Source organism: Blautia sp. AF26-2, from assembly GCF_003460955.1.
GTDB classification, from domain to species: domain Bacteria; phylum Bacillota; class Clostridia; order Lachnospirales; family Lachnospiraceae; genus Fusicatenibacter; species Fusicatenibacter saccharivorans.
Genome location: NZ_QTWD01000002.1, coordinates 294,230 through 314,914 on the forward strand (window position 1 = coordinate 294,230; position 20,685 = coordinate 314,914).

Here is a 20,685-nt window from a genome sequence, read left to right on the forward strand (position 1 = left end):
TTATTGTGTGTAGTTCTGGTGGCTTTCAGGTTTGTTTTATACTACTACAAAATGAAATTACATCATTTTAATTAACATATACAAAAATACTCAAGCCTTATTTTCCATTCAGCTTCAAATTTTCTGTAATTTATTATTTTTTTATAATTTACGGTAGGCTTAATATTCAAAATATTATATATGTACGCTTATTCCTCTATCTTTACAATCATATTCAAAGAAAATGGGCATACTTTTATATAAATTATAAACTTTTAATTCTTCACCTGATTGAACGTCAACTAAACCATATGCATTTTTTCTTTTTTTAGCATAATCAATTAATCTCTCAAATTTTCCTTTTCCAATTGTATCTGCAAGAATAAATTTCAAATTTTTAATATCAATTATCCATGCATCAAAATCTGGACATATATGTTCAATATTAGTTTCAATCCCCAAATATTCTTCATACATAACTATTATCTGTAAACATTCATCAACTTTGGAATTTCTCAAGTCTAATACTACATTATTTTTCTTATTTGAGCAATCATAAAATACAGCTGTACCACTCATAACCTTCTGCTTCACTTCTAAACTCTGGGCATATGCTTTTCTAATACATTCCTCACACTTTAATTTTACATTATCAATACTATCATCTAATTCGGGTTTAGGCAACAAATTAGATTTTGCTTCAAAGGATAAAATTTTATTTTGATAAAAAACAACAAAATCTTTTTCTGCATATTGGCGTCCTGTTCTCTTTAAATACACATTTGCATAAACATTATTTTGTCCAAAATATTCTTTTAACAATTCAAAAATCGTATTTTCATGCATCAAACTTTTTATTGTTTTTCCATAATCTATTTTTTTTGAAATATTAGCACTTCTCCATACTATGTCATACATTTTGTACATCCAATAATAATTTCTAGGAAAGAATAGAAATTTCGAAGTTATGAACATAAAACGTTTATCCTTAGACTCAGCAAGTATATCTATTAAATCAGTTTCTTTCTTTTCATTATCTTCTAAATCAAATGCATAATTTTTCATAAAAGTTTTAAAGTTAATTTTCTTTTTACAACATATTTTCTTTACAGTTCTTAGCGGATAAAGAATATATATATTTTCAGAATTAATTATTCTTCTTATATCCTTATCAAATAATAAATTTAGCGAAAGTTTCTCTTTTCTTAAGTTACTTTCAAATTCCTGTAAATATAGCATTAAATCGAGTGATTCTTTAAAATTATTATCATCTAACACTTCCTCACATAAATTAATATTAGATTTAAAAAATTCCAAAAAATCTCTTATCTCTATAGCCGGATAATCAAAGTAGTATGATTTGAAATAATTCATATAAAATTGATTTTCATTATCAAGCATAAAATCTTTTTTGTTTTTATACGGATAATAATAATATACATATTCTAGTTCTGCTATTATTCCAACCAGTTCGTCAATGACACTTTTATAATCATATATAGAGTCTTTTCCTTTTTCTGATATATTTTTGTAATAATACTCTGGCAATGATAATAGAATTTTCAATGAAACATGCTTATCTCTTTGATATTCGGAATAATTTTCTTCCTTACAATTGATATTATAATTGTGAAATATAATAGTCCTATTTATCAAAGCCAGCACATCTTCTGTAGTATATTTATAAAACATTTTTTTCAATTTTAATTCTATTTTATATAAAAGTTCATCATATTTTGTATTATGTATCGCATCTTCTATTTCTTCAATCAATTTTATTTCGTTCATATATTTTCTTCAACTATTCACTCAGAACCATTAGCTTAGCCAATGATCTTAATTTTATGCAGTCTCATCAAGTGGCAAATCTCATAAGACTTTATAGAGATAATTTCATTACAGCCTCTATGTTAAAGTCTTTTTATCCTAAACTACATTTGTCACTTTTTAATTTTATAATACATTAAAACCAGTTATCATTAATTTATTACGCAATTTGTCTTCAAAGCCCTCAATATCTTTTTTATTAATCATAATAACTAAGTTTCTTTTCGCACGAGAACATCCTACATAAAACAATCTATATGCACATAGTGGTCCATATACCGTCCCTTCCTTTAAGCATTCTTTTACGTTAGTAACATTCTTCTTTCCAAAATACTTATCCATTTTAACTTTAAGCAACTGAATGTAATATGGATTTGTTTCATTTTTTTTTGTAAATGCTTGAAGTTCCTCATCTATTATACTAGCAACGGATATATATGTATCAGCTTTTAATTGTGAACACTTCATACCAATTTTATTCTCAATCTGATTAAGCATCTGGCTATAAATATAATAAAAGGCATCGAATTCTGATAATGTAATATCAATATTGCTCCACATTTCAAAAAATTTTGACATATGCACTACTGGATTAGATCTACTATTATCTGCAACAAACACAACTGTATCATGGCTTTCGCCTTTTACCCCATGCTGAGTTGATATCTTAGGATCTGACATATAGTCCGCTAACACTTTCACTTCTTGAACTTTTACATTTTTCACCAATTGATAATCATTTTCTTCAACAACAGCAGAATAAAATTCCTCTCTAATATACTTTTTTTCAACACATAATGATAGGAAATCATCCACTGTTGTTGATAATTCATTATATAATGCTACAATGTCATCTAACTTATCTTTTACAAGATGCTTATCAATATGCTTTCTGATACTAAATTTTTCGCAATTAAAATATGTACCGGCTTTACGAATTATCCTAAACACTTCACCATAAAATTCTTTCGTAAAATAATCAACTATTATATTTACCGTAAACAAAAAGCTCAATAATGCATCATTTTCTCTAATTTCTTCCTTAGTCAAAACATCAACAGCATTATATTTCTTCCCAAAACTATACTTTTCCATTCCAGAATATGCATCATACAATTCTCCAACTCCTATATTATAAAATCTTGACTTATTCGACAAATACAATATTAATGAATCCTTATACTGCTCCATTAATTCAGATACATTTTTTTCTATATCAGTTACAATTCTAACTTCAGGCAAGAAATCCATATTTTCATCTTTATTTTTCTCATATGCTGTCTGCTTATAACATTCATCATTATAAATTTTATTTAAAATACTTACTATTTTAGGAGTCGTACGATAGTTCACCGAAAGATTTATCGATTTGTTGAAAATATTAAAATAAGTTTCAAATTCTCCATTATAATTACGATAAATTTGCTGCATCTTATCCCCTAACAAATACAATTTACTCTTCTTTCCTATCATAGAAGAATAAAATATTTGCAATACATCAGTTGCAGTATCTTGATATTCATCAATAAATATCACCTGATATTTATCAGAAATTTTTTTCTTTATTACTGGAAATCTTTCAACGGCCAATCTTGTAAAAGAAATTAAATCATCATGCCCTAAAGCTCCCCTATACAGAGCATTAAATGGTGCTTGATTATATGAAATCATAGTAATATTAGAACGCACAATTTCAGGTGTCAAACCACCATATTTTTCTATATATCTCATATTACTTTCCGCCCAATTGCCATTCTGTGAAATATTTTCTATACGTTCCACAATCTGATTTTTATATACTTCCCAATATAATTCCAAAATTGATTCATGTGAAAAAAAACTCCCGATAAAATCATTAATAAAACTATGTATCGTTCCAAAATACACCCTATTACTATCTACATCTTTTCCAAGTTCTTCTGCCGCACGATTTGTATAAGTAATGCATAAAACATTATCATTTGGATTTTGCAAAAGGTATTTCCTAACATTCTTCCTTATCCAAGTTGTTTTTCCACTTCCTGCAGGCGCATTTACTAAAAAGAGATTCTCAACTATTGCATCAGCCATAACAACCCTCCATCTATATATTCTGGCATAATATTTTCTACATATCCATTCATAATAACAGAATACATAAAATCTGTCTTATTTCCTGAAGTTGATGCCAAAATGTCCCTAATAGAAACCATATCTTCATCAGAAATTTTTTTGTCATTCTTTTTGTTTGGAATTGAAAAATCTAATTTCGAATCATTTCTCTTCTGGACCCACTCGCTTTTTTTATATAAATCCGTAACACTCATCGAAAAATATTTATTAAGCATAGCTTCTTCTAGTGTCCTCGCATATCCATCATGGTCGGTTTGAAAACATATATATATTAAATTATCCATTATATTTTCTTTTGTATTTTTCCATGCGTAAAGATTTTTTACCAAAGCATTATCAGTTGGATGATTTAAAGAATAAAAATGCTTTATGGTAGCATTAGTTATTGTAGAATCTTCTATATCTGCAACTGTTAATTTTTCTTTTTCGTAATCTATATCTGTAATTATTAATGATTTTATGCCTAATAGCCTAATTAACTTCTCGTAGTTTTTAGCATATGCCCCTCCAACCTGAATAAATGCAACATATTGTTGACTTAATTTTTTATATTTTTCTAATGTCATAGCCTTACGAATAAATAATCTCTCTGTATCTCCTTCATAAAAAATAGCTTTATCAGCAAAAACTATTTCTGAATATCCTATCTCAAAAAACCAATCAAAAAAATTCGCCAATTCCTTATCGGATAGATTTTCTGACTTTTTCAAATCCTTTAATAATGTAGAAAGGTCGTATAATTTGCTTTTAAAATTTCCTGCATGCCTTATAACCCTTAAATGAGAAAGCCCGACAGTACGAACCATTTCATTGGAATGAGTTGTAATTAACCCTTGTAATTTTGTATGATAATAATCCATCAGATACTTAATAAATACTTGTTGCATTTGAGGATGCATATGAGATTCAGGTTCTTCCAAAAAAAACATATTTACTTTTAACGGATCAACTCCTTTTTCATATTCTTTCAATTGCAGGTGAATATATATCATATTACTATATCCCAGTCCCTGCGATGATTCTCCAAGATAATAACCATCCACATTATAGGTAGCTGTTGTTATCCGTTGCAATAATTCACTTATATCATCTTCTGTAACCTGCATATCCAACATTAGTTCTCCAGATTTGCCCCCATTAGTCTGTTCTAATGCATTTATTGTATCTTTAAGAGATTTTAACGAAGTATCCCGGACGGTCTTATCTATCTTCTTTTCCTGAATTGGCTTAAGTAATTCGTCAGGAAGTCTTTCAACTAATTCATTCCACCCATCATCTAGCTTTACCATCCTAATCATTTGCTTACTAAGCATATGTGAATGATCTAATTCATCATCATCTAAAGGCCTACTAGCTTTGATAAAACAAAAATGAAACAATTTTCTAAATTCCTTTATATCGTCAAATCTACATTTATTTTTAAATTCCTTATCGCAAAAATATCCGAAAGTCACCATTGATTTGACATAAATACTTACTATCAACTGTTTCAAATATCTCTCTTTAACCTCTATATTGTTCTCCAGATTTTTATCTGAAGAACTCAATACTTTAATTTTATCCTCTTCTATTTCATCAAATCGCCGTTTTAACTTATCATAATTTTCCGTTATTGCTCTGAGAAATTTTGAACGTGTTACTTCATAATCAAACAAAAAATAAAAATCATGCACTTCTTCATCAAGATCCATAATATAATCAGCAAACATTTTTATATCATCTATATCTGGATCATACGAAACATGAATCTTTACACATGTTGTATTCATTAAATGTGATGGAACTGTATCATCTTCCGGAATAATTAAATTGACAAGTTCTGCATCTATTGTATCAACGCTTTTACCACTTTTAAAGAAATCAGCAAATACAGGATATCCCCAATCAATCCATTCTTGCATATTTTTAGCTGGAATATCCGATACACTATAGTCATTTTTTTCATCAACAAAAACACTCCTAATCAAATTGATAAGCGAAGTTTTACCACTATTATTAGCCCCGGCAAGAATAGTTATTCCTTGATCAAACGCCAATTCCGCTGTATCAAACTGTCTATAATTTTCAATTATTATATTCTCAAGTTTCATCTGTCCACCTCTTTTTCGGTCATTTAACATTACAATTAAATCAAACCTCTACTCTTCAAATTCTATATTATCAAAAATTGTCTCTTCCACAACCTTCACACACTCATCTGTATGTTTCTTTATATCTTCACCCCAGAACCGGATTACAGTCCAGCCCTCAAAGTCCAATTTCTTATTTATCTCATCATCCCGCTCTTTATTGCGGGATATCTTGTTAATCCAGTACTTACTATTGTTACTCTTTTCAAGTCTCTTTTTTAAAGTATCCCAATCTTTTCCATGAAAAAATTCTCCATCACAAAAAATAGCTATCTTATACTTTGTCAGCACGATATCTGGACTTCCCGGAAGTTTTTTATAATTCTTGCGATACCGATATCCTTTGTTCCATAAAGCCTTTCTTAATATAACTTCTATTTTGGTATCCTTCCCATGAATATTTTTCATATTTTTATGCCGCTGCTCTTTTGTTAAATCATCTGCCACAAAATCACCTCAACAATCTGTTTTCCCCAACTTTTCCAGTTCTTTTCTCCTTTGCTTCTTGTCTAGCATTTATACTTATAACTGCTCGCTATAAATACACATCTTTAACAAGCTCCATTATTTTATCTGTCAGCATATCAAGCGACTTTCCATTCGCCATAGGTTTAATATCTGATTTACTTTCAATGCATTTTTTAAGTACTACTTTAAGCACTTTTTCATCCCTCAGCTCCGCTTCTGATAAATCTTTTATAATTTCTTCTATCTCAATAGAGGCATCCGCAATCTGACTGCAACGATTATAAGAATCTCCCATATCCTCTGCCACCATACTTTCATGGTCTTCTTTTTCATATGGATTAAATCCATAAAAAGCATTACTTGCAACGGGGCATATAGCATCATATATAATTTTTGCACCCAATTCTCTTTTTATCTGTTTGGGATATATAAGCCTGCCTCTATCTGATTTCATTTCAAGTTTCTTTTCAGCTAATTTACTAGCAGTCGTGATTCTCGTAAGATATGCCATCATCCTATTTGCAAAGTTTTGACTATCTACTTCATGTCGTCCAATTACTGGAATATATTTGTCCATCTCATTTTCATTTACTATATGATCTGCCAAATATAAAGAATACATTTCTGATGCACAAAGCTTTACAACTGCTACATTCTCTAATTTTTTGTCTCCGATTTGATGCAACATATCCATCTGCACCCATCCATATTCCTTATCTCCAGATTCATCAGGACAAAAAAACATATTCTGCACATATTTGTATCCTTGCTTTGCTATAAAATCATCGTACGCAAGCTGATATAAATATTGCTTTGTAACATCCGCCACCCTAGGCTGTCCTATAACTTTGTATTCTGACGAATTCTTGTAAAAATTAATGTTATAATACTTTGCATCATATATGCCAAAACAATATTCTCCACTATCACCACACTCATAAATACTAATCAGATCTGGTCTTAGTGTATCTGATTTCCCATCACTAATATTATCTGAAGTCTTATGCCATACTGGTCTGTCAATTATTTCTATTAAAGTACTATCTTTACTTTCTTTATAATCATCACAGACTCCAAGTGGCAGCTCTGATAATTTTACATTTAAAACATTTCCAAAATTCTGTGCACATACTTTTTCCCATACTAAGTTAAAGCTGTTTGTACCATATATGCTAAAACTATCAATGTTATTAAAGCTTGCTTTTTGTGCTACATACGCATACATTGCCTTCAACACTAGTTGTTTTCTTGTGTTGTACTGCACATTAAGTTCATTTTGTATCCTATATAAAATATAATCTTCATCACCTAAATCTTCCAGTTGTTCTTCCGACAGCTCTACTGTCACAATATTAAATAACTCTGGCAGATCCGATTCTTCAAGTTCCTTTGAAAATTTAGTCAATACACATGCATGTAAGCGTCTTATAAAATCATATTCATCTGAAGTCCGCTTTTTTGTCTGTAATTCAGTATAATATGGCCTGTTATTTGATATATATGAAAATGTTTCATTGATTGTTCTGTCCCACAGTATTTCTCCTGTACCATTAGTCTCAACAATCTCAACGTCATTAGCATATATTCCATTATCATAATAATCCTGCAGCAAATACAGCATTACTGCCAATAAGTTAAACGATCCTCCATCATCACTTTCATTATACAGTTTTATTACCTGCTCTTTTGAATTATATTTTTCCAAAACACGCATAATCTGCTTCATCTGTGCTATTGGACTACCACAAGAATTAATATATTTAGGATAACACTTTAATACCCGTCCATATACAACAATTACTCCAACAAATGAAAACACATAATATAATTCCCGCTCTCCACTTTCGATATCTGTTACTCTGATATCTTCCTCAACTAAGTCAGAGAGCATACTTTGCCTATCACTTTTTTTTACATTTTTAACAATTCCATACTCTTTTAACTTTCTTATAATCTGCACTGTTTCATCAGCAGTGCATTCAAATATTTTTCTAAGTTCATCTTGAGTATACCGCTTCTGCTCTTTGACATATTTAGAAATCATCCAGTAACATTCCCTTCTCATTCTAATTCACTCAAATATTCTTTCTTGATTTTGTCTCGGATTTCTTTACAGAAAATATCTATGCCTCTTTTATCAAATTCCTCGCAAATCGTTGAATATTGGTTTCTTATATCCTCATCACAGCCTCCAAACAACATATGCCTTCTCTGCTTTGCTGCATCTTCAAATAAGTACATAATAATTTTACTCTTAAAAGTTTCTCTAAACGCATCTTCATTCTCTAAAATGCTTTTAGATACAAAAAATGGTCCCATAAGCTTGTCTTCATTTATCTTATAATCTCTAGAAGCAAGTGTTGTATTTATAGCCTTCCTAAGCTCATTCCAGTCAACTCTGTATGGCACCTGTGCTTTATCACACACTAAATATGTATCTTTAATCTTTTCTTCCTTATGGTTAATACCTATATATTCAAAGTTCCATCTTCTTTTAAATGCTGTATCCATTGGAAATACGCCCTGATCAGCACTATTCATAGTTGACCAGATATACATATTATCTGGTATCTTTATTTCATCATACTGCTCTGGCCTTCCACCAAGTTCTTTTGCCAAATATGCCTTTATATCTTCAGAAGGTTTAACTGGATATTGGCTTGCATTTCTATCGTCGCGATCTAAAAGCTGAAATACCTCTCCAAATACAGCGGCAACATTTGATCTATTAATTTCCTCTATGAGAAGCAGAAATGGTTTTACATCTTCCTTATTCTCCGACTGTCCATTTTCTATTGCTTTTACATATGTCCTCATAAATGGTCCAGGAACATACTCATATGATATTCCATTTTTTGTAGGTACTGGCTTATATGTTCCAACAAAATTAGCATATAAATAATCTGGATGGAATGTAACTCTTTCGTACTCTCCACCTTCTGAAATGAGATCCTTCTGCTCATCATTCAACTTAAAACTTTTTCCTGTTCCTGGTGCTCCAAATACAATTCTATTGTGTGCATATACAGCCCCTGTATCCTTATTTTTCCGTGAACACCCTGTATAATAATCAGGTTCAATATATGGCTTAGATTCCATTTCTTCCTCCTCAGAGCCTTCATTCTCTATGCTCATTTCTTCCTGAATAGAATTTACTGCATCCTCTTTGCTTTCTCCAAATTTTACAGATGTTGGTATCATTACAGTAACTGCTCCAAGCACCCTGTCCATAAACTCTCTGTCAAAAATTTCTTTAAATTTTTCAAGCATTTTTGGGAATTCATCAAGTACTGCACGTATAACAGCAACAGCCTTTATCATATCCAAAGTACTTAATGCCTGTGACGGATCTCTTGATAACTCTGGTCCTATATATGGAGCATCATATGCGTCTCTATAACTTAAAAAATCTTCTCTTTTAAATGGCTTATCAAAAACGCAGTCAACTTCTATATCAAACTTAAAGTACTTTTCTTTACCATTATATCCAAAATCATATGGCTCTTTAATAACATGTGCTACTCCTATAAACCCTGGGACCCAATCCACTTCTGCTTTTCCTGTATCCCCTCCTAATGTAACAAATACAGTTTTTCCTATATTCAATTCCTCTTTCAGCGTATAAACCCCATCCACTGTTATATATTTATTACCATTTAGAATGTTATGTACTGTTTCTGTGAAACCACATTTCATAGATACAAATGTTGGTTCCTCATACTCATATCTATGAATAATCTCCACTACAGCTTTTTCCAATTGATCTGCAGAAGTATCCTTATATAAATCAAATACTTCCTGATATGCTATACCTCGTCTTTTTAAATCTCTACTCTCTCCCCAGCCTTTTCTTCCATTACCAGTAAAATAAGAATCAAAAGTATCCTTTGCATACCTATATGTTGATTTTTTTATTCCGAATCTCTTTTCTAACACTTCCCAATCATGCATCCGCTGCTTATACCTTACATCTGTTTTGGGAAGCATAGCATAATACATGCAGACTAACGCCTGTTTTTGTGAATCATTTAAAATATCAATATTGACCTTCTGCTCCATATTGTTTACTCCTTAATGCCAGAATTAGTATTCCAAAGTATATATGCCATCTTCATACCTTTTAAACAAAACTTTTATTTTACCATATTGTTCTAACATCTGTTTTGTAATATATGTACCATCCGGCACTCCAAGTTTATGCCTTATCCATTCTCCTATTATCGCATTACTTTCTGGAGTTTCTAATGCCTTTCCCTTTGCTTGTGCCTGTCTCATATAAAAAGCATCATATTCCTTTGTTACAACCTTAAACACTGGATACTTTCCATCAGCATTTACATCTGGGAAAAATCCATCTTTATGATCTGCCACATTATATGGAATATACGCCTGGTTTCTATTTCTCTTATAGCCATTTTTACGTATTCCCCAATTTACGCCAGAACCATATCCAGTATCGCTACCATCAGCTTTCAGTAAAGAAACTTCTAATGTATCTACCGGCTCAATAGTCTGATAATTCTCCCAAGATAAATTTTCCAAATTAGTATCCGCAACATCATCTTCCACATTTTTCTTGCTAGAAAATGAAACCTTATCTTTTATCTGCCCATCAAAGCAATTTATCGTATCAGGTAATAGACTGTTGAAATAATGGTTTGCCTCTTTAGGATTACATACATCCATACATTCTCTTCTTGCAAAAAATGCATTCATGGTATAATTAGCTGAACCATTAAAAGCTTCTATTGCCTTTCGCCCCCTGCACCATACATACACCTTCGAATGTACCTGTTTACCTTCCACAATATAATTGCATGATATCTGAGGCATTCCAGATACACTATTCAATCTTTTTATCAATGAACATATCTTGTCATGTTTCTTTTGTGTCAGACCCGTACCTTTTGTCATTCCAAGTATAATGTCCACCTTTATTCCAGACACATATTCTTTATTCCTGCCATCAAATAGTTTTATCAAGTGACTTGATATTCTCTCAACATCGGTAAATGCTGTAACAATTTTCAAATGATTACATGCTTCACCATCTTTTCTGGCTGGTGTAAATAATATTTCTTCTTCAAAATTATCAGTATACATACCTTACTCCTTTATACTTGGTTCTACACTTTCGTAGTCAATTCCCGCAAATGTTCTTAAAATAGCTTCAAAGATGATTTTAGCTCCTTTTGCAGGTACCGCCATACCGATTTGTTTTCTAACAGACTCTTTAGACCCCTCAAAAATATAATTATCCGGAAATGTCTGTAATCTTGCTCTCTCTCTATTAGTCAATGCTCTTGGCTCCGAATAATGATACATATGCGTTCCACCACCGCCTGAACCAGTTACTGTATATGCTGGTTTATCTGGATCTAACCTCTTATAAATTTGACTTATCTTTGCCCCTTTCACTTTAAGCTGCAATTCTTCTGGCAAATCCGCAGTAAACGCATTTTCTCCTGGTTTAATATATTTCAATCGCTTTACAACTATTTCAGATTGCTTTGTTAACTCGTTATTATAAGCTTCTTTTTCGATTGGAGGATTCTCTATTGCATTCTTACAAGTAACATCAACATTTTTATATGGTTTTGGACTAGGTATTTTAAATTCATATGGCAGATCCTCTCTAATACCAACAATTATTACCCTATGTCTTGCCTGCGGCACCCCATATTCCTCAAATTTATATAAATTAGGATATATTCTATATCCAGCATTCTTCAAATCTTCCTGTATCTTCTGAAATGCCTTTCCATCATTAGCACTCTTTAATCCGCCAACATTTTCTGCCAAAAACCACAACGGCTTATATTTCTTTAATACCTTTACTCCATATGTGTATAACGGACCATATACACCATCAAATCCCTTTTGCTCACCTACAACAGAAAAATCATTGCATGGGAATCCAAAAGCCAATGCATCTATATCTCCAAGACTGTCAATATCAAGTTTTCTTACATCACCACAAATAACACTATCGCCATCATCTGGGCAGATATTTCTCGTATATGTATTACATGTGTCTTTATCATAATCATTTGCCCATTTATGAATAATCTTATAATCTGAATCTTCAATCTTCGCTGTCGTTGCTCCCAGTGCCAATCCGCCAGGACCACAAAATAATTCTCCAAGTTTAAATTCTTTTACAATATTCTCCATCAAACTTTATCTCCATTTGCTAATATAAATTCTCTGTTAAATTCAACACCCAATACATCTGCAATATTATCTAAATCTTCTACTGTAAAACTTTCTCTTTTCATTTTCGAATTAAAACTTTGTGGCGATTTTCCCAGCCGCCTTGCCAATTCAGCTTCACTTACACCACATCTCACACACAATACTTTTATTTGTTCTGATATTGTCATGCACCAATCCTCCTGCTTATTATCTATTTTTATATTATAAACATATTTTTTGATGATGTCAAAATAATTTTTAAGCATATATTGTTTATAAATTGCTAGTAAATTAAAATCAAAAACTACTCTCACTAACTTTTCACAAGCAGAAAGCTATTTTAATTTTAACCTTTATTTATTAAATCTTTTTCAACATACATAGGGATTACCATATCTAGTAAATGCTCTTCTTTGGTTAATTCCTTAATAACTTCAAAATATATTTTCTGAAGTTCATATTCAGAAAGTTTAACCATTTGTTCTATATGACATTTTTGAGCATAATCTTTATCTTGTGCATCGTTCAATATCCTAATTGCCTCTAACAATTCTTCTGTAGGTTCTACACTATTTTCCTCAAAATCATCTATTCTCCCATATTTATCATCTGATATACATTGATAATCCATACACTTAACAGCCAAATCAAATAAATCTTTTCTCATTTTTGCAGAAACTATATCCATATATTTTATCGGATGCTTCAATCTGTAGACATTTTCTGCATATTCTCTGACCTCTTTAATAAAAACAGGAAAACTACTTGCTGTTAAAATATAGCGAAATGCTGATTTATATTCACTGTACATACTGTTTGCATCAATGCCCATATTTTCACCAGAAGTTATTCCTTTTATAGCTTTTACGATTCCTTCCTCCAGCCCTAAAAACTCACAAACTTTTTCCATTTCAAACGATTCATAATCTGTTTCACCAATAAGATAACCTACTGATACCCCAAAAAAATCTGCCAAATTTGACATTGTTTCATATGAAGGAAACCCTATAGTTTTTCCATTTTCAATTTTACTTCCTACACGTAGCCATCTGCTTATATTTGCCTGAGTTCCGCCTCCGTATTTTTCCTTATATTCTTTTAAGAAGCTTTTTTGAGTATAATTCTTTTCTTTCATCAATTTATGCAGGCGATTGCACCAGCATTGTGCCTTATTATGCTCTATATTATTCATAATATATTTTATCCTCCTAATTTTATTATTTACATCATTTATATATCATCATTGGTATTTACATTTATAAAGATAAATCTTAAAATATGTCTTGTCAATTCAAAGATTTTTAATCAGGAGGCATCACATGAATGAAAATAATTATATCCAAACAATAGGCGAAAACAGCACCCTACAAGACAGCATCATTGAAAATATGTATCTAAAAGCATTTGCATCCATCTTTGATGCAGAAAATACATCTAAAGAAAAATACATAACGAAAACTATGCTAATTAAATCATCCAATGACATGAGCACCCAGGAAAAGCTAACATCATTGGATAAGAATTACAAATGTCGTAATTATGAACGCTGGCAAAATTTACTATATTTTACCATCATATCATTTAGCGTATTAGGAGTAGCAGTTGCCAGTCCCATTGCTATGAAAAATGTTCGTAAACTTTTCACAACATAATTCAAAATTTGTATTATGTTTCCATTTTACCATATATTATATAGTCATTTGCTAAAACAATACTTTTCTACATGATGTTGAAAAGTGCAAAGTTTAATTCTACCATCCATTTATACAGTTGAATTCTCTTCTGCACAAGTGGAGTTTACTCTTTCATATCATAAATGGTATGCTCATGTTGGCCTTCTGACAGCAGTAGAAGGAGAACTAGTGTGAAAGAAAGTAGAGGACAGCCCAAAAGTGGCTCACTGAAACAAGCTACCTGTAAAGGTAACTTTTAGAAAGTAATATGTAGTAATCAAAAATCAAGAAGCTATTGGTTCGGTTGGAGGCAATAAACCTTCACGAATTAGCAGTTTCTGAGCTTGTTTGATTGCCTTTTGCTTCTGCTTTTCCAGTAAAGCTTCAGGCATATCGATTTTGTAAAGATCGCAGGGATTCCAAGTTTCTCCAGTTGTTAACATCTGGAAGATTGCAGTGAGAATCATTCTTGCGATTGCAATGATAGCTCGTTTCTTACCACGACGTTTTACAAGAGATTCGTATTTCTTTTTGTAGTAAGGGGATTTGTCAGATTTCACGGCTACATGGGCACATTGTACTATAACATTGCAAAATATTCCTTCATTTCTTCCGCAAGGAACTTCGGCAACTTGATCGTCCTGTTGCTCTTAGGTGTTTTCGGAGTTATAATAACATCCTGCCCCTGCAGCCGCTGATACGATTTATTTATTCTAACTGTGTTCTTTTCAAAGTCAAAATCTTCCATTGTAAGAGCAAGCAGTTCACCTAATCTCATTCCCATCCAGTACAGTATTTCAAATGAATAAAATGAAACCGGCTTGTCAATTACCGCTTCTGAAAACTTCTTATATTCTTCAGTTGTCCAGAAAAGCATTTCCTTCTTTTCTTCTCTTCCCATATTTCCAGCCTGTCTTGCCGGATTTGATTTCAGATTTTAAAACCTGCGCGCATGATTGAATATCACACTTAAAATGTTGTGCATTGTCTTCTTGTAAGTCTGGGAATAACTCTTCCCATTCTCGTAACGGAATGCTACCATCTCATTCTGCCACTTGCGTACATCTCCCGGTGTAATCTCATTCATCTTAAGATTCTTAAAATATGGAAGTATCTTTGTATCCACAATGTGTTCTTTTGTAAGCCATGTGTTGAGTTTGACATAATTTTTCACATCCTCTGTATACAACTTCCAGAACTCTCCAAATGTCATATCCAGATTATTCTCCTGCCGTATTTTGTAATTACGCTCATAATCCAACGCTTCCCTTTTTGTTACAAATCCTCTCTTCTTTATCTGTTTATTTTCCCCAGTCCAGTCCTTACAATAGAATTTGACGAACCAGGTGCCTGTCTTACTGTCTTTATAAGCTGGCATATTCATCATCTCCTTCTTTCCATATGCAGAAGCAGATGTCTAAAACCATATAACTTTTGCACCTGCCTCTGTCTCAATTTTCTTACCTGTTGCTTATCCTGCATCACTCATACCATAAATGCGTTCTTCAAAATATTTTCTGCTTACTTTTCCACGGATAACAATGTAACCCTTCTTTTCAAGTTCACTGTTGATCTGTCTCATAAGCTTGTATGCTGCTGATCTTGAAATTCCAAGAATCTGCATCACATCTCCTACTTCTAAAAACTTTTCGGTCATGCCTTTCACCACCTTTCCTTTAAATATTTGTTTTGGCGTTTCTCCATACCAGTTCTGCTGATGTCACAACCAGCCTCCTTACCTAAGATAATCTCCTGTAATACCGCCCGCTCCTGCTCGAGGTACTCGGTCCGCTTGGGGGAGTGTCTACATTCGCTCGATTCCTATGAATGTCATGGCAAATGCCTGTTAGATTTCTGATACCGCTCATTCAGTTGTTTTTCAATACTATATTGATAGATAATTGAATTGATATTATTCTATACCGTATGGTATTGAATTGTCAAGATGTTTTTCTAATGTTCTCGTATAGAAAAACTTCCATTTTCATTTTTTCCGTGTTATACTGTCTTTAACAGTCCATCAGGGACAGATAAACGGAGGTAACTACACTATGACAATTGGTGAAAGAATAAAGAAAATACGGGTATTCCGTAAAATGACAATGGACGAGTTGGGCGGTGCACTTGGATTTGAGGGCAAAAATATGTCTGTCCGCATATCCCAGTATGAAACCGGTGCCCGCATTCCCGGTGAAGATATGATTCTAAAACTTGCTGATGCTTTGCACTGCAACTACAAGGCAATCTCTAATTACAGCCTTGGTGCTGCTGAAGATATCATTGAAACACTTTTCTGGCTTGAAGAAAGTGCCTCATCACTTCCTGCCCGTGGAAAAGGTACAAGATTCCCAGAGTACACAGATCCCGGCAACCTGATTCATCTTACTGCAATGGCTCCGGCAAAACCTTCCGAGGTTGCCAGACCAACTTACAACGAAGATGATTATGAAAGTGCAGGCTCACCTGTCGCATTAACTTTTGAATATGGATTGGTAAATGATTTCCTTTCGGAATGGTGTGAAATGAAAACGAAATTAAATAATGGAGAGATTTCTCCTAATGAATATTTTGAGTGGAAAATAACATGGCCTCAGGCATAAGGAGTTAAAATGAATAAGATTGCAATAAACACATTTGATGTTCGATTATCCTATCTTACTGAAAAAGAAATAGAACAATGGAATTCTCTAAACCAGCTTGCACGAACTCTTTGGTTTGAAAATACAATTAGCGGTCCAGATCTTGAATATTCTCGATTTTCTGTCGAAATATTCAAATTATATCCACATTACTGCACTTGGTCTCATGTGCCTCGTCAAAATGGTGGTTATGTTCTTCAAAACAATAGTCCAGATTCCACATTAACAATCAATGCTGATTTAATGAATGGTTGGTGGAATATTTTTAAAAGATTGACAAATGGAAAACTTACTAGCACAACTCGTTCAGCAAATACCTTTCAACTATACAAAGATTATTACCAACTACCCGATTCGGAGATTGCAAATACATTATCCAAAAACTTTGGGCATAATCAAGGAGTTTGGGATACTTTTTTGAAATATCTAAATCATGTTTACACTATAGGTAATCTTTCTCCTTCTGGTGCAAATCCCGGTGGCGGTTTAGATTTATGGGCGAATAAATTATCAAAATTAAAGCAACAATGGTTTGATCAAAACTCAGAAAATCGACAAGAAATATATAATAACCATAATTCCAATAATACTGTGCTAGCAAAATGGTCATCTCTTTTATGGCAATCATATAATTCATCAGATAATATTCAAAACTGGAAGTCATTTATAGATGACCATTTTCTCAACGAATATGTTGACTCAGATTACAAATTACCACCATTATATTTTGATTTATCTAATGATGATTCAATCATATCATTATTAGATAAACTAACTGAAATAATTACTAAACGAGGAACCGCTATTAGTAATAAGGCAAATAAGTCTATTTCTTTTGATTCTATTGAACACTATTCTATTATTTTTGAATAAAATCGTTTAGTACCAAAATAGTACCACAAGGCAAAAAACAAGCTCGCAAATGCCCATTTTACTAGGCTTTGCGAGCTTTTGAAAATTATTCAAACTCTACAAAGACTAACGCTTTTTGTTTAGGAATTATTCTCTGTAATGTTTCTCGTTCTTTTGATTATTTGATATATCCATATTATCCTGCCTATACGAGCTAATGTTATCATTTTGTTATCGGCATTGATAACACCTACTCGATAACTGTGGATAATAACTATATGTAGCATGTCAAATTATAAGCTATTTTGCTTAGAGATTCAACACAAAACTGAAATTTTACTTTTCCTTATATTCATCTGGTATTGCTATTTGAAATGTTTCACACAACAGCATCACATCATGCACATCATTTTTATCGTGTTCATATCCCAAATGAAGCATTACCTGACTCAATGGTTCAATACAAGAAACAGTTATATCTCCAACTTTTCCAATACCGGAAAAAGTTTTTGATGGAAATATATCTCCCTCATAAACAATTCCGTCATCTGTAAATTCAAAACAATGTAAATCAATGATTCTTTGTTTATCATCTTTCCAGACAGTATGACCATCCGTTGTATAATCAGTATTTACTTCCTCAAATCCATGCTGCTTAATCACATAAATATAATCATGATAATGTTTCAGTTCAACAAACAAATCAATATCATTGTGTATTCTTGATTCTCTTTTAAGAAGTGCATCAACACCCCATCCGCCATCTAAATATACTTTAATTTCGTTTTGCAAAGCATATTTTATAATTTCACATGCATCTTCTGTACGTACCATAATCTATCCTCCAAATTCAAATCTTTGTATGCTTTCCAACTCACTAAAAGCCTGAAATTTGTCAGTCTTTCATCCTTTTTGTTATCAATCACCAATTAGCTGTAATCCATTAGGATTTAGCTGATATATTTTATCGCACACCTCTTCAATATACTTTCTATCGTGAGAAATGCTAATGACAGCCCCCGGAAATTCTCGGAGCATTTTTCTTATTACCGGACCGGACAATGGTGAAAAATTTCTTGTCGGTTCATCCAGAATAAGAACATTTGCACCACTTAAGCTCATCCTCAAGAGAAGCACTTTCGCCTTTTGTCCGCCTGATAACTCCCGAATCGGATGCTCCATTTCATCTGGTGTGTATTTAAGTGAACCAAGGTATGTTCTAATTCTTGTACGCTCTTCTTTATCTCCTGTTTTATCAAGGTAATCAACCGGTGTAACATCCAAATCCAGCAGGTCTTCATAAGTTTGAGGCATATATTCTGCTTTAATGTCATTCCGATTTAGGAGTTCTTCCGCTATCTTTTTTAGAAGAGTCGTTTTTCCTGCCCCGTTGGCTCCTATCATACAGATTTTTTCTGAACCTTTTATTTTTAAATGAATTCCTTCTGCTAAAATTCTTTTGCCATCCGGAGTCACAAGCTTTGAAAGTTCATATTCTATGACCGTTTTTCCTGCGGGAATGTGTGAGTTTTCATCCCCTAATTTGACAAAGATTGCTTCTTCCTGTTCCGGCATCTGAGTCATATTTTCATCTTCTTTTTCAAATCTTCGTTCCATTGCCTTAACCGTATGCATTTTGTCCTTTAAGTTTTTGGCAACAGACGGTGCTTGTCTGGTACAACTTCTTAATGCACCTTGTACACTCTGCATAACTCTTTGATATTTTTCATCGCGAATCTTTTTCTCCCTACGGTCACTCAGTGCCCGCTGTTTTTGGATTTCAAATTTATGAAGCCGTTCTTCCACATAGCGTCTATAGGGAAGCTTTGCCACGGTATATCTCGCCTTTGTTTTTCGTATAATCTGCTCGATATGTATCACCATGTTGGCAGTACGCTCTATCAGCGTTTCATCGTGTGAAATAAAAAGCACAATGTGCTTCCAGTCATTTATGATTTTTTCCAGTAATGTAAGCGTCGCAATGTCGATGTCATTGGAAGGTTCGTCCAACAACAGCACAGAAACATCGCGAATGAAAAGCCTCATAAGTTGTGTCTTGACTTTTTCGCCTCCTGAAAGACTACCCATTGTCTGGTTACTGTAGAAAAAATCATTTTTCATTCCAAATTTTCCCGCAATAACAGACAATTCTTTAGGCGTTTTCTCCCAGAATATTTCCTCTTCAGAAAAATATTCGTATATTGTTTTTTCCTTATCTTCATCGAGCATCTCCTGCGGAAGATAACCAAGACGTTCGTGTCCCATTATCCTTTCCCCATCTGCTTCTATATAGTTTTCTACAAGCGACGGATTGTATATCCACTTCATTAATGTCGATTTCCCATTTCCCTCTTCTCCAATAATAACTGCCTTATCTCCATCATTTAGCACAAGGTTGAAATCATTAAGAATTATTCTCAGGTCTTTTTTATGTGTTAAATTTAATTTTTTTATCTGCAACATTAAAGTTTCTCCTTTTCGAAGTCTGAGCCAATTATTATTTTGAACACACAAAAACGAGTCTTTTTTGCATACGCAAAAATAGACTCGCTAAATAGCCCCTTATTTCTTTTCCAAAAGGAAAACAAAGGAAATGCCTCTTGCGATAATCCAACTTAAGCGTACACAAAACAAACCTATTCTCTACAGGCTCAATAACTATATGTGTCTTACTTAAATCAAATTATCTATTAATCATTTCCTCACCTTACACAAAATGTGCCTTTCTTTCTTCTAATGGCAATACTATCATACTGTATTTTTTGTGTCAATACATTTCACCTTATGGAAGTGCAAATTAAAATTTTCACT

General features: G+C 32.6%; 16 protein-coding genes and 2 pseudogenes. 3 read left to right on the top strand and 15 right to left on the bottom strand.

The window, feature by feature from the left end; genetic code table 11:
• Positions 1-174: 174 nt before the first annotated feature.
• The 10 genes from DWY63_RS04250 to DWY63_RS04295 all read right to left on the bottom strand — a co-directional run bounded on the left by DWY63_RS04250 (position 175) and on the right by DWY63_RS04295 (position 13,902).
• Entirely contained in the window at positions 175-1,767 is a 1,593-nt protein-coding gene (locus tag DWY63_RS04250; RefSeq protein WP_117801431.1) for a hypothetical protein, read from the bottom strand.
• Between the two features lie 165 nt (positions 1,768-1,932).
• Positions 1,933-3,876, bottom strand: a complete 1,944-nt coding sequence (locus DWY63_RS04255) for a UvrD-helicase domain-containing protein (RefSeq protein WP_117801432.1) — start codon at positions 3,874-3,876, stop codon at positions 1,933-1,935.
• Positions 3,861-6,008, bottom strand: coding sequence for an AAA family ATPase (locus tag DWY63_RS04260; protein ID WP_158568319.1), 2,148 nt, complete (start codon positions 6,006-6,008; stop codon positions 3,861-3,863). Before DWY63_RS04260 ends, DWY63_RS04255 begins: the two co-directional genes overlap by 16 nt.
• 48 nt (positions 6,009-6,056) lie before the next feature.
• The gene (locus tag DWY63_RS04265) at positions 6,057-6,494 is read right to left on the bottom strand and encodes a very short patch repair endonuclease (protein WP_117801434.1); all 438 of its coding nucleotides are present in this window, start codon (positions 6,492-6,494) and stop codon (positions 6,057-6,059) included.
• An 88-nt stretch (positions 6,495-6,582) separates the two neighbouring features.
• Positions 6,583-8,559 carry an LlaJI family restriction endonuclease gene (locus DWY63_RS04270; protein ID WP_117801435.1) on the bottom strand — a complete coding sequence of 659 codons (1,977 nt, stop codon included), beginning with the start codon at positions 8,557-8,559 and terminating at the stop codon, positions 6,583-6,585.
• A gap of 17 nt (positions 8,560-8,576) precedes the next feature.
• Positions 8,577-10,574, bottom strand: coding sequence for an AAA family ATPase (locus DWY63_RS04275; RefSeq protein WP_117801436.1), 1,998 nt, complete (start codon positions 10,572-10,574; stop codon positions 8,577-8,579).
• 24 nt (positions 10,575-10,598) lie between these two features.
• Positions 10,599-11,618, bottom strand: a complete 1,020-nt coding sequence (locus DWY63_RS04280) for a restriction endonuclease PLD domain-containing protein (protein WP_117801437.1) — start codon at positions 11,616-11,618, stop codon at positions 10,599-10,601.
• Between the two features lie 3 nt (positions 11,619-11,621).
• Positions 11,622-12,689, bottom strand: coding sequence for a DNA cytosine methyltransferase (locus tag DWY63_RS04285; protein WP_117801438.1), 1,068 nt, complete (start codon positions 12,687-12,689; stop codon positions 11,622-11,624).
• On the bottom strand, positions 12,689-12,898 hold the full coding sequence (locus tag DWY63_RS04290; protein WP_117801439.1) for a helix-turn-helix domain-containing protein: 210 nt from the start codon (positions 12,896-12,898) through the stop codon (positions 12,689-12,691). Before DWY63_RS04290 ends, DWY63_RS04285 begins: the two co-directional genes overlap by 1 nt.
• Before the next feature lie 158 nt (positions 12,899-13,056).
• Positions 13,057-13,902 (bottom strand): helix-turn-helix domain-containing protein, encoded by an 846-nt coding sequence (locus DWY63_RS04295; protein WP_117801440.1) that lies wholly within the window; start codon positions 13,900-13,902, stop codon positions 13,057-13,059.
• A gap of 127 nt (positions 13,903-14,029) precedes the next feature.
• Between DWY63_RS04295 and DWY63_RS04300 the strand changes: the two genes are divergently transcribed.
• Positions 14,030-14,362: a hypothetical protein gene (locus DWY63_RS04300; RefSeq protein WP_117801441.1), complete on the top strand. Its 333-nt coding sequence runs from the start codon at positions 14,030-14,032 to the stop codon at positions 14,360-14,362.
• Positions 14,363-14,667: 305 nt separating this feature from the next.
• Here DWY63_RS04300 and DWY63_RS04305 read toward each other — a convergent pair.
• From DWY63_RS04305 to DWY63_RS04315, 3 genes and pseudogenes are all read right to left on the bottom strand, one after another.
• Positions 14,668-14,967: pseudogene (locus DWY63_RS04305) on the bottom strand (IS110 family transposase); the annotation flags it as partial.
• Positions 14,967-15,761 (bottom strand): annotated as a pseudogene (locus DWY63_RS18835) (Arm DNA-binding domain-containing protein); the annotation flags it as partial. The pseudogenes DWY63_RS04305 and DWY63_RS18835, both read right to left, overlap by 1 nt.
• Before the next feature lie 93 nt (positions 15,762-15,854).
• Positions 15,855-16,040, bottom strand: coding sequence for an AlpA family phage regulatory protein (locus DWY63_RS04315; protein ID WP_117801443.1), 186 nt, complete (start codon positions 16,038-16,040; stop codon positions 15,855-15,857).
• A 394-nt stretch (positions 16,041-16,434) separates the two neighbouring features.
• Between DWY63_RS04315 and DWY63_RS04320 the strand changes: the two genes are divergently transcribed.
• A complete protein-coding gene (locus DWY63_RS04320; protein WP_117801444.1) occupies positions 16,435-16,983 on the top strand; it encodes a helix-turn-helix domain-containing protein in 549 nt (182 codons plus the stop codon).
• Positions 16,984-16,992: 9 nt separating this feature from the next.
• Positions 16,993-17,895, top strand: a complete 903-nt coding sequence (locus tag DWY63_RS04325) for a hypothetical protein (protein WP_117801445.1) — start codon at positions 16,993-16,995, stop codon at positions 17,893-17,895.
• Between the two features lie 315 nt (positions 17,896-18,210).
• On the opposite strand, the gene DWY63_RS04330 is transcribed toward DWY63_RS04325, so the two are convergent.
• Positions 18,211-18,708 (bottom strand): nucleotidyltransferase domain-containing protein, encoded by a 498-nt coding sequence (locus DWY63_RS04330; protein WP_009247521.1) that lies wholly within the window; start codon positions 18,706-18,708, stop codon positions 18,211-18,213.
• An 84-nt stretch (positions 18,709-18,792) separates the two neighbouring features.
• Positions 18,793-20,337 carry an ATP-binding cassette domain-containing protein gene (locus DWY63_RS04335; RefSeq protein WP_009247522.1) on the bottom strand — a complete coding sequence of 515 codons (1,545 nt, stop codon included), beginning with the start codon at positions 20,335-20,337 and terminating at the stop codon, positions 18,793-18,795.
• Positions 20,338-20,685 lie beyond the last annotated feature (348 nt).

Coding starts and splice junctions, on each gene's coding strand:
- DWY63_RS04315 (WP_117801443.1), bottom strand. CDS start 16,040: ATGACCGAAAAGTTTTTAGAAGTAGGAGATGTGATGCAGATTCTTGGA.
- DWY63_RS04300 (WP_117801441.1), top strand. CDS start 14,030: ATGAATGAAAATAATTATATCCAAACAATAGGCGAAAACAGCACCCTA.
- DWY63_RS04320 (WP_117801444.1), top strand. CDS start 16,435: ATGACAATTGGTGAAAGAATAAAGAAAATACGGGTATTCCGTAAAATG.
- DWY63_RS04330 (WP_009247521.1), bottom strand. CDS start 18,708: ATGGTACGTACAGAAGATGCATGTGAAATTATAAAATATGCTTTGCAA.
- DWY63_RS04295 (WP_117801440.1), bottom strand. CDS start 13,902: ATGAATAATATAGAGCATAATAAGGCACAATGCTGGTGCAATCGCCTG.
- DWY63_RS04280 (WP_117801437.1), bottom strand. CDS start 11,618: ATGTATACTGATAATTTTGAAGAAGAAATATTATTTACACCAGCCAGA.
- DWY63_RS04285 (WP_117801438.1), bottom strand. CDS start 12,689: ATGGAGAATATTGTAAAAGAATTTAAACTTGGAGAATTATTTTGTGGT.
- DWY63_RS04290 (WP_117801439.1), bottom strand. CDS start 12,898: ATGACAATATCAGAACAAATAAAAGTATTGTGTGTGAGATGTGGTGTA.
- DWY63_RS04250 (WP_117801431.1), bottom strand. CDS start 1,767: ATGAACGAAATAAAATTGATTGAAGAAATAGAAGATGCGATACATAAT.
- DWY63_RS04325 (WP_117801445.1), top strand. CDS start 16,993: ATGAATAAGATTGCAATAAACACATTTGATGTTCGATTATCCTATCTT.
- DWY63_RS04255 (WP_117801432.1), bottom strand. CDS start 3,876: ATGGCTGATGCAATAGTTGAGAATCTCTTTTTAGTAAATGCGCCTGCA.
- DWY63_RS04270 (WP_117801435.1), bottom strand. CDS start 8,559: ATGATTTCTAAATATGTCAAAGAGCAGAAGCGGTATACTCAAGATGAA.
- DWY63_RS04260 (WP_158568319.1), bottom strand. CDS start 6,008: ATGAAACTTGAGAATATAATAATTGAAAATTATAGACAGTTTGATACA.
- DWY63_RS04335 (WP_009247522.1), bottom strand. CDS start 20,337: ATGTTGCAGATAAAAAAATTAAATTTAACACATAAAAAAGACCTGAGA.
- DWY63_RS04275 (WP_117801436.1), bottom strand. CDS start 10,574: ATGGAGCAGAAGGTCAATATTGATATTTTAAATGATTCACAAAAACAG.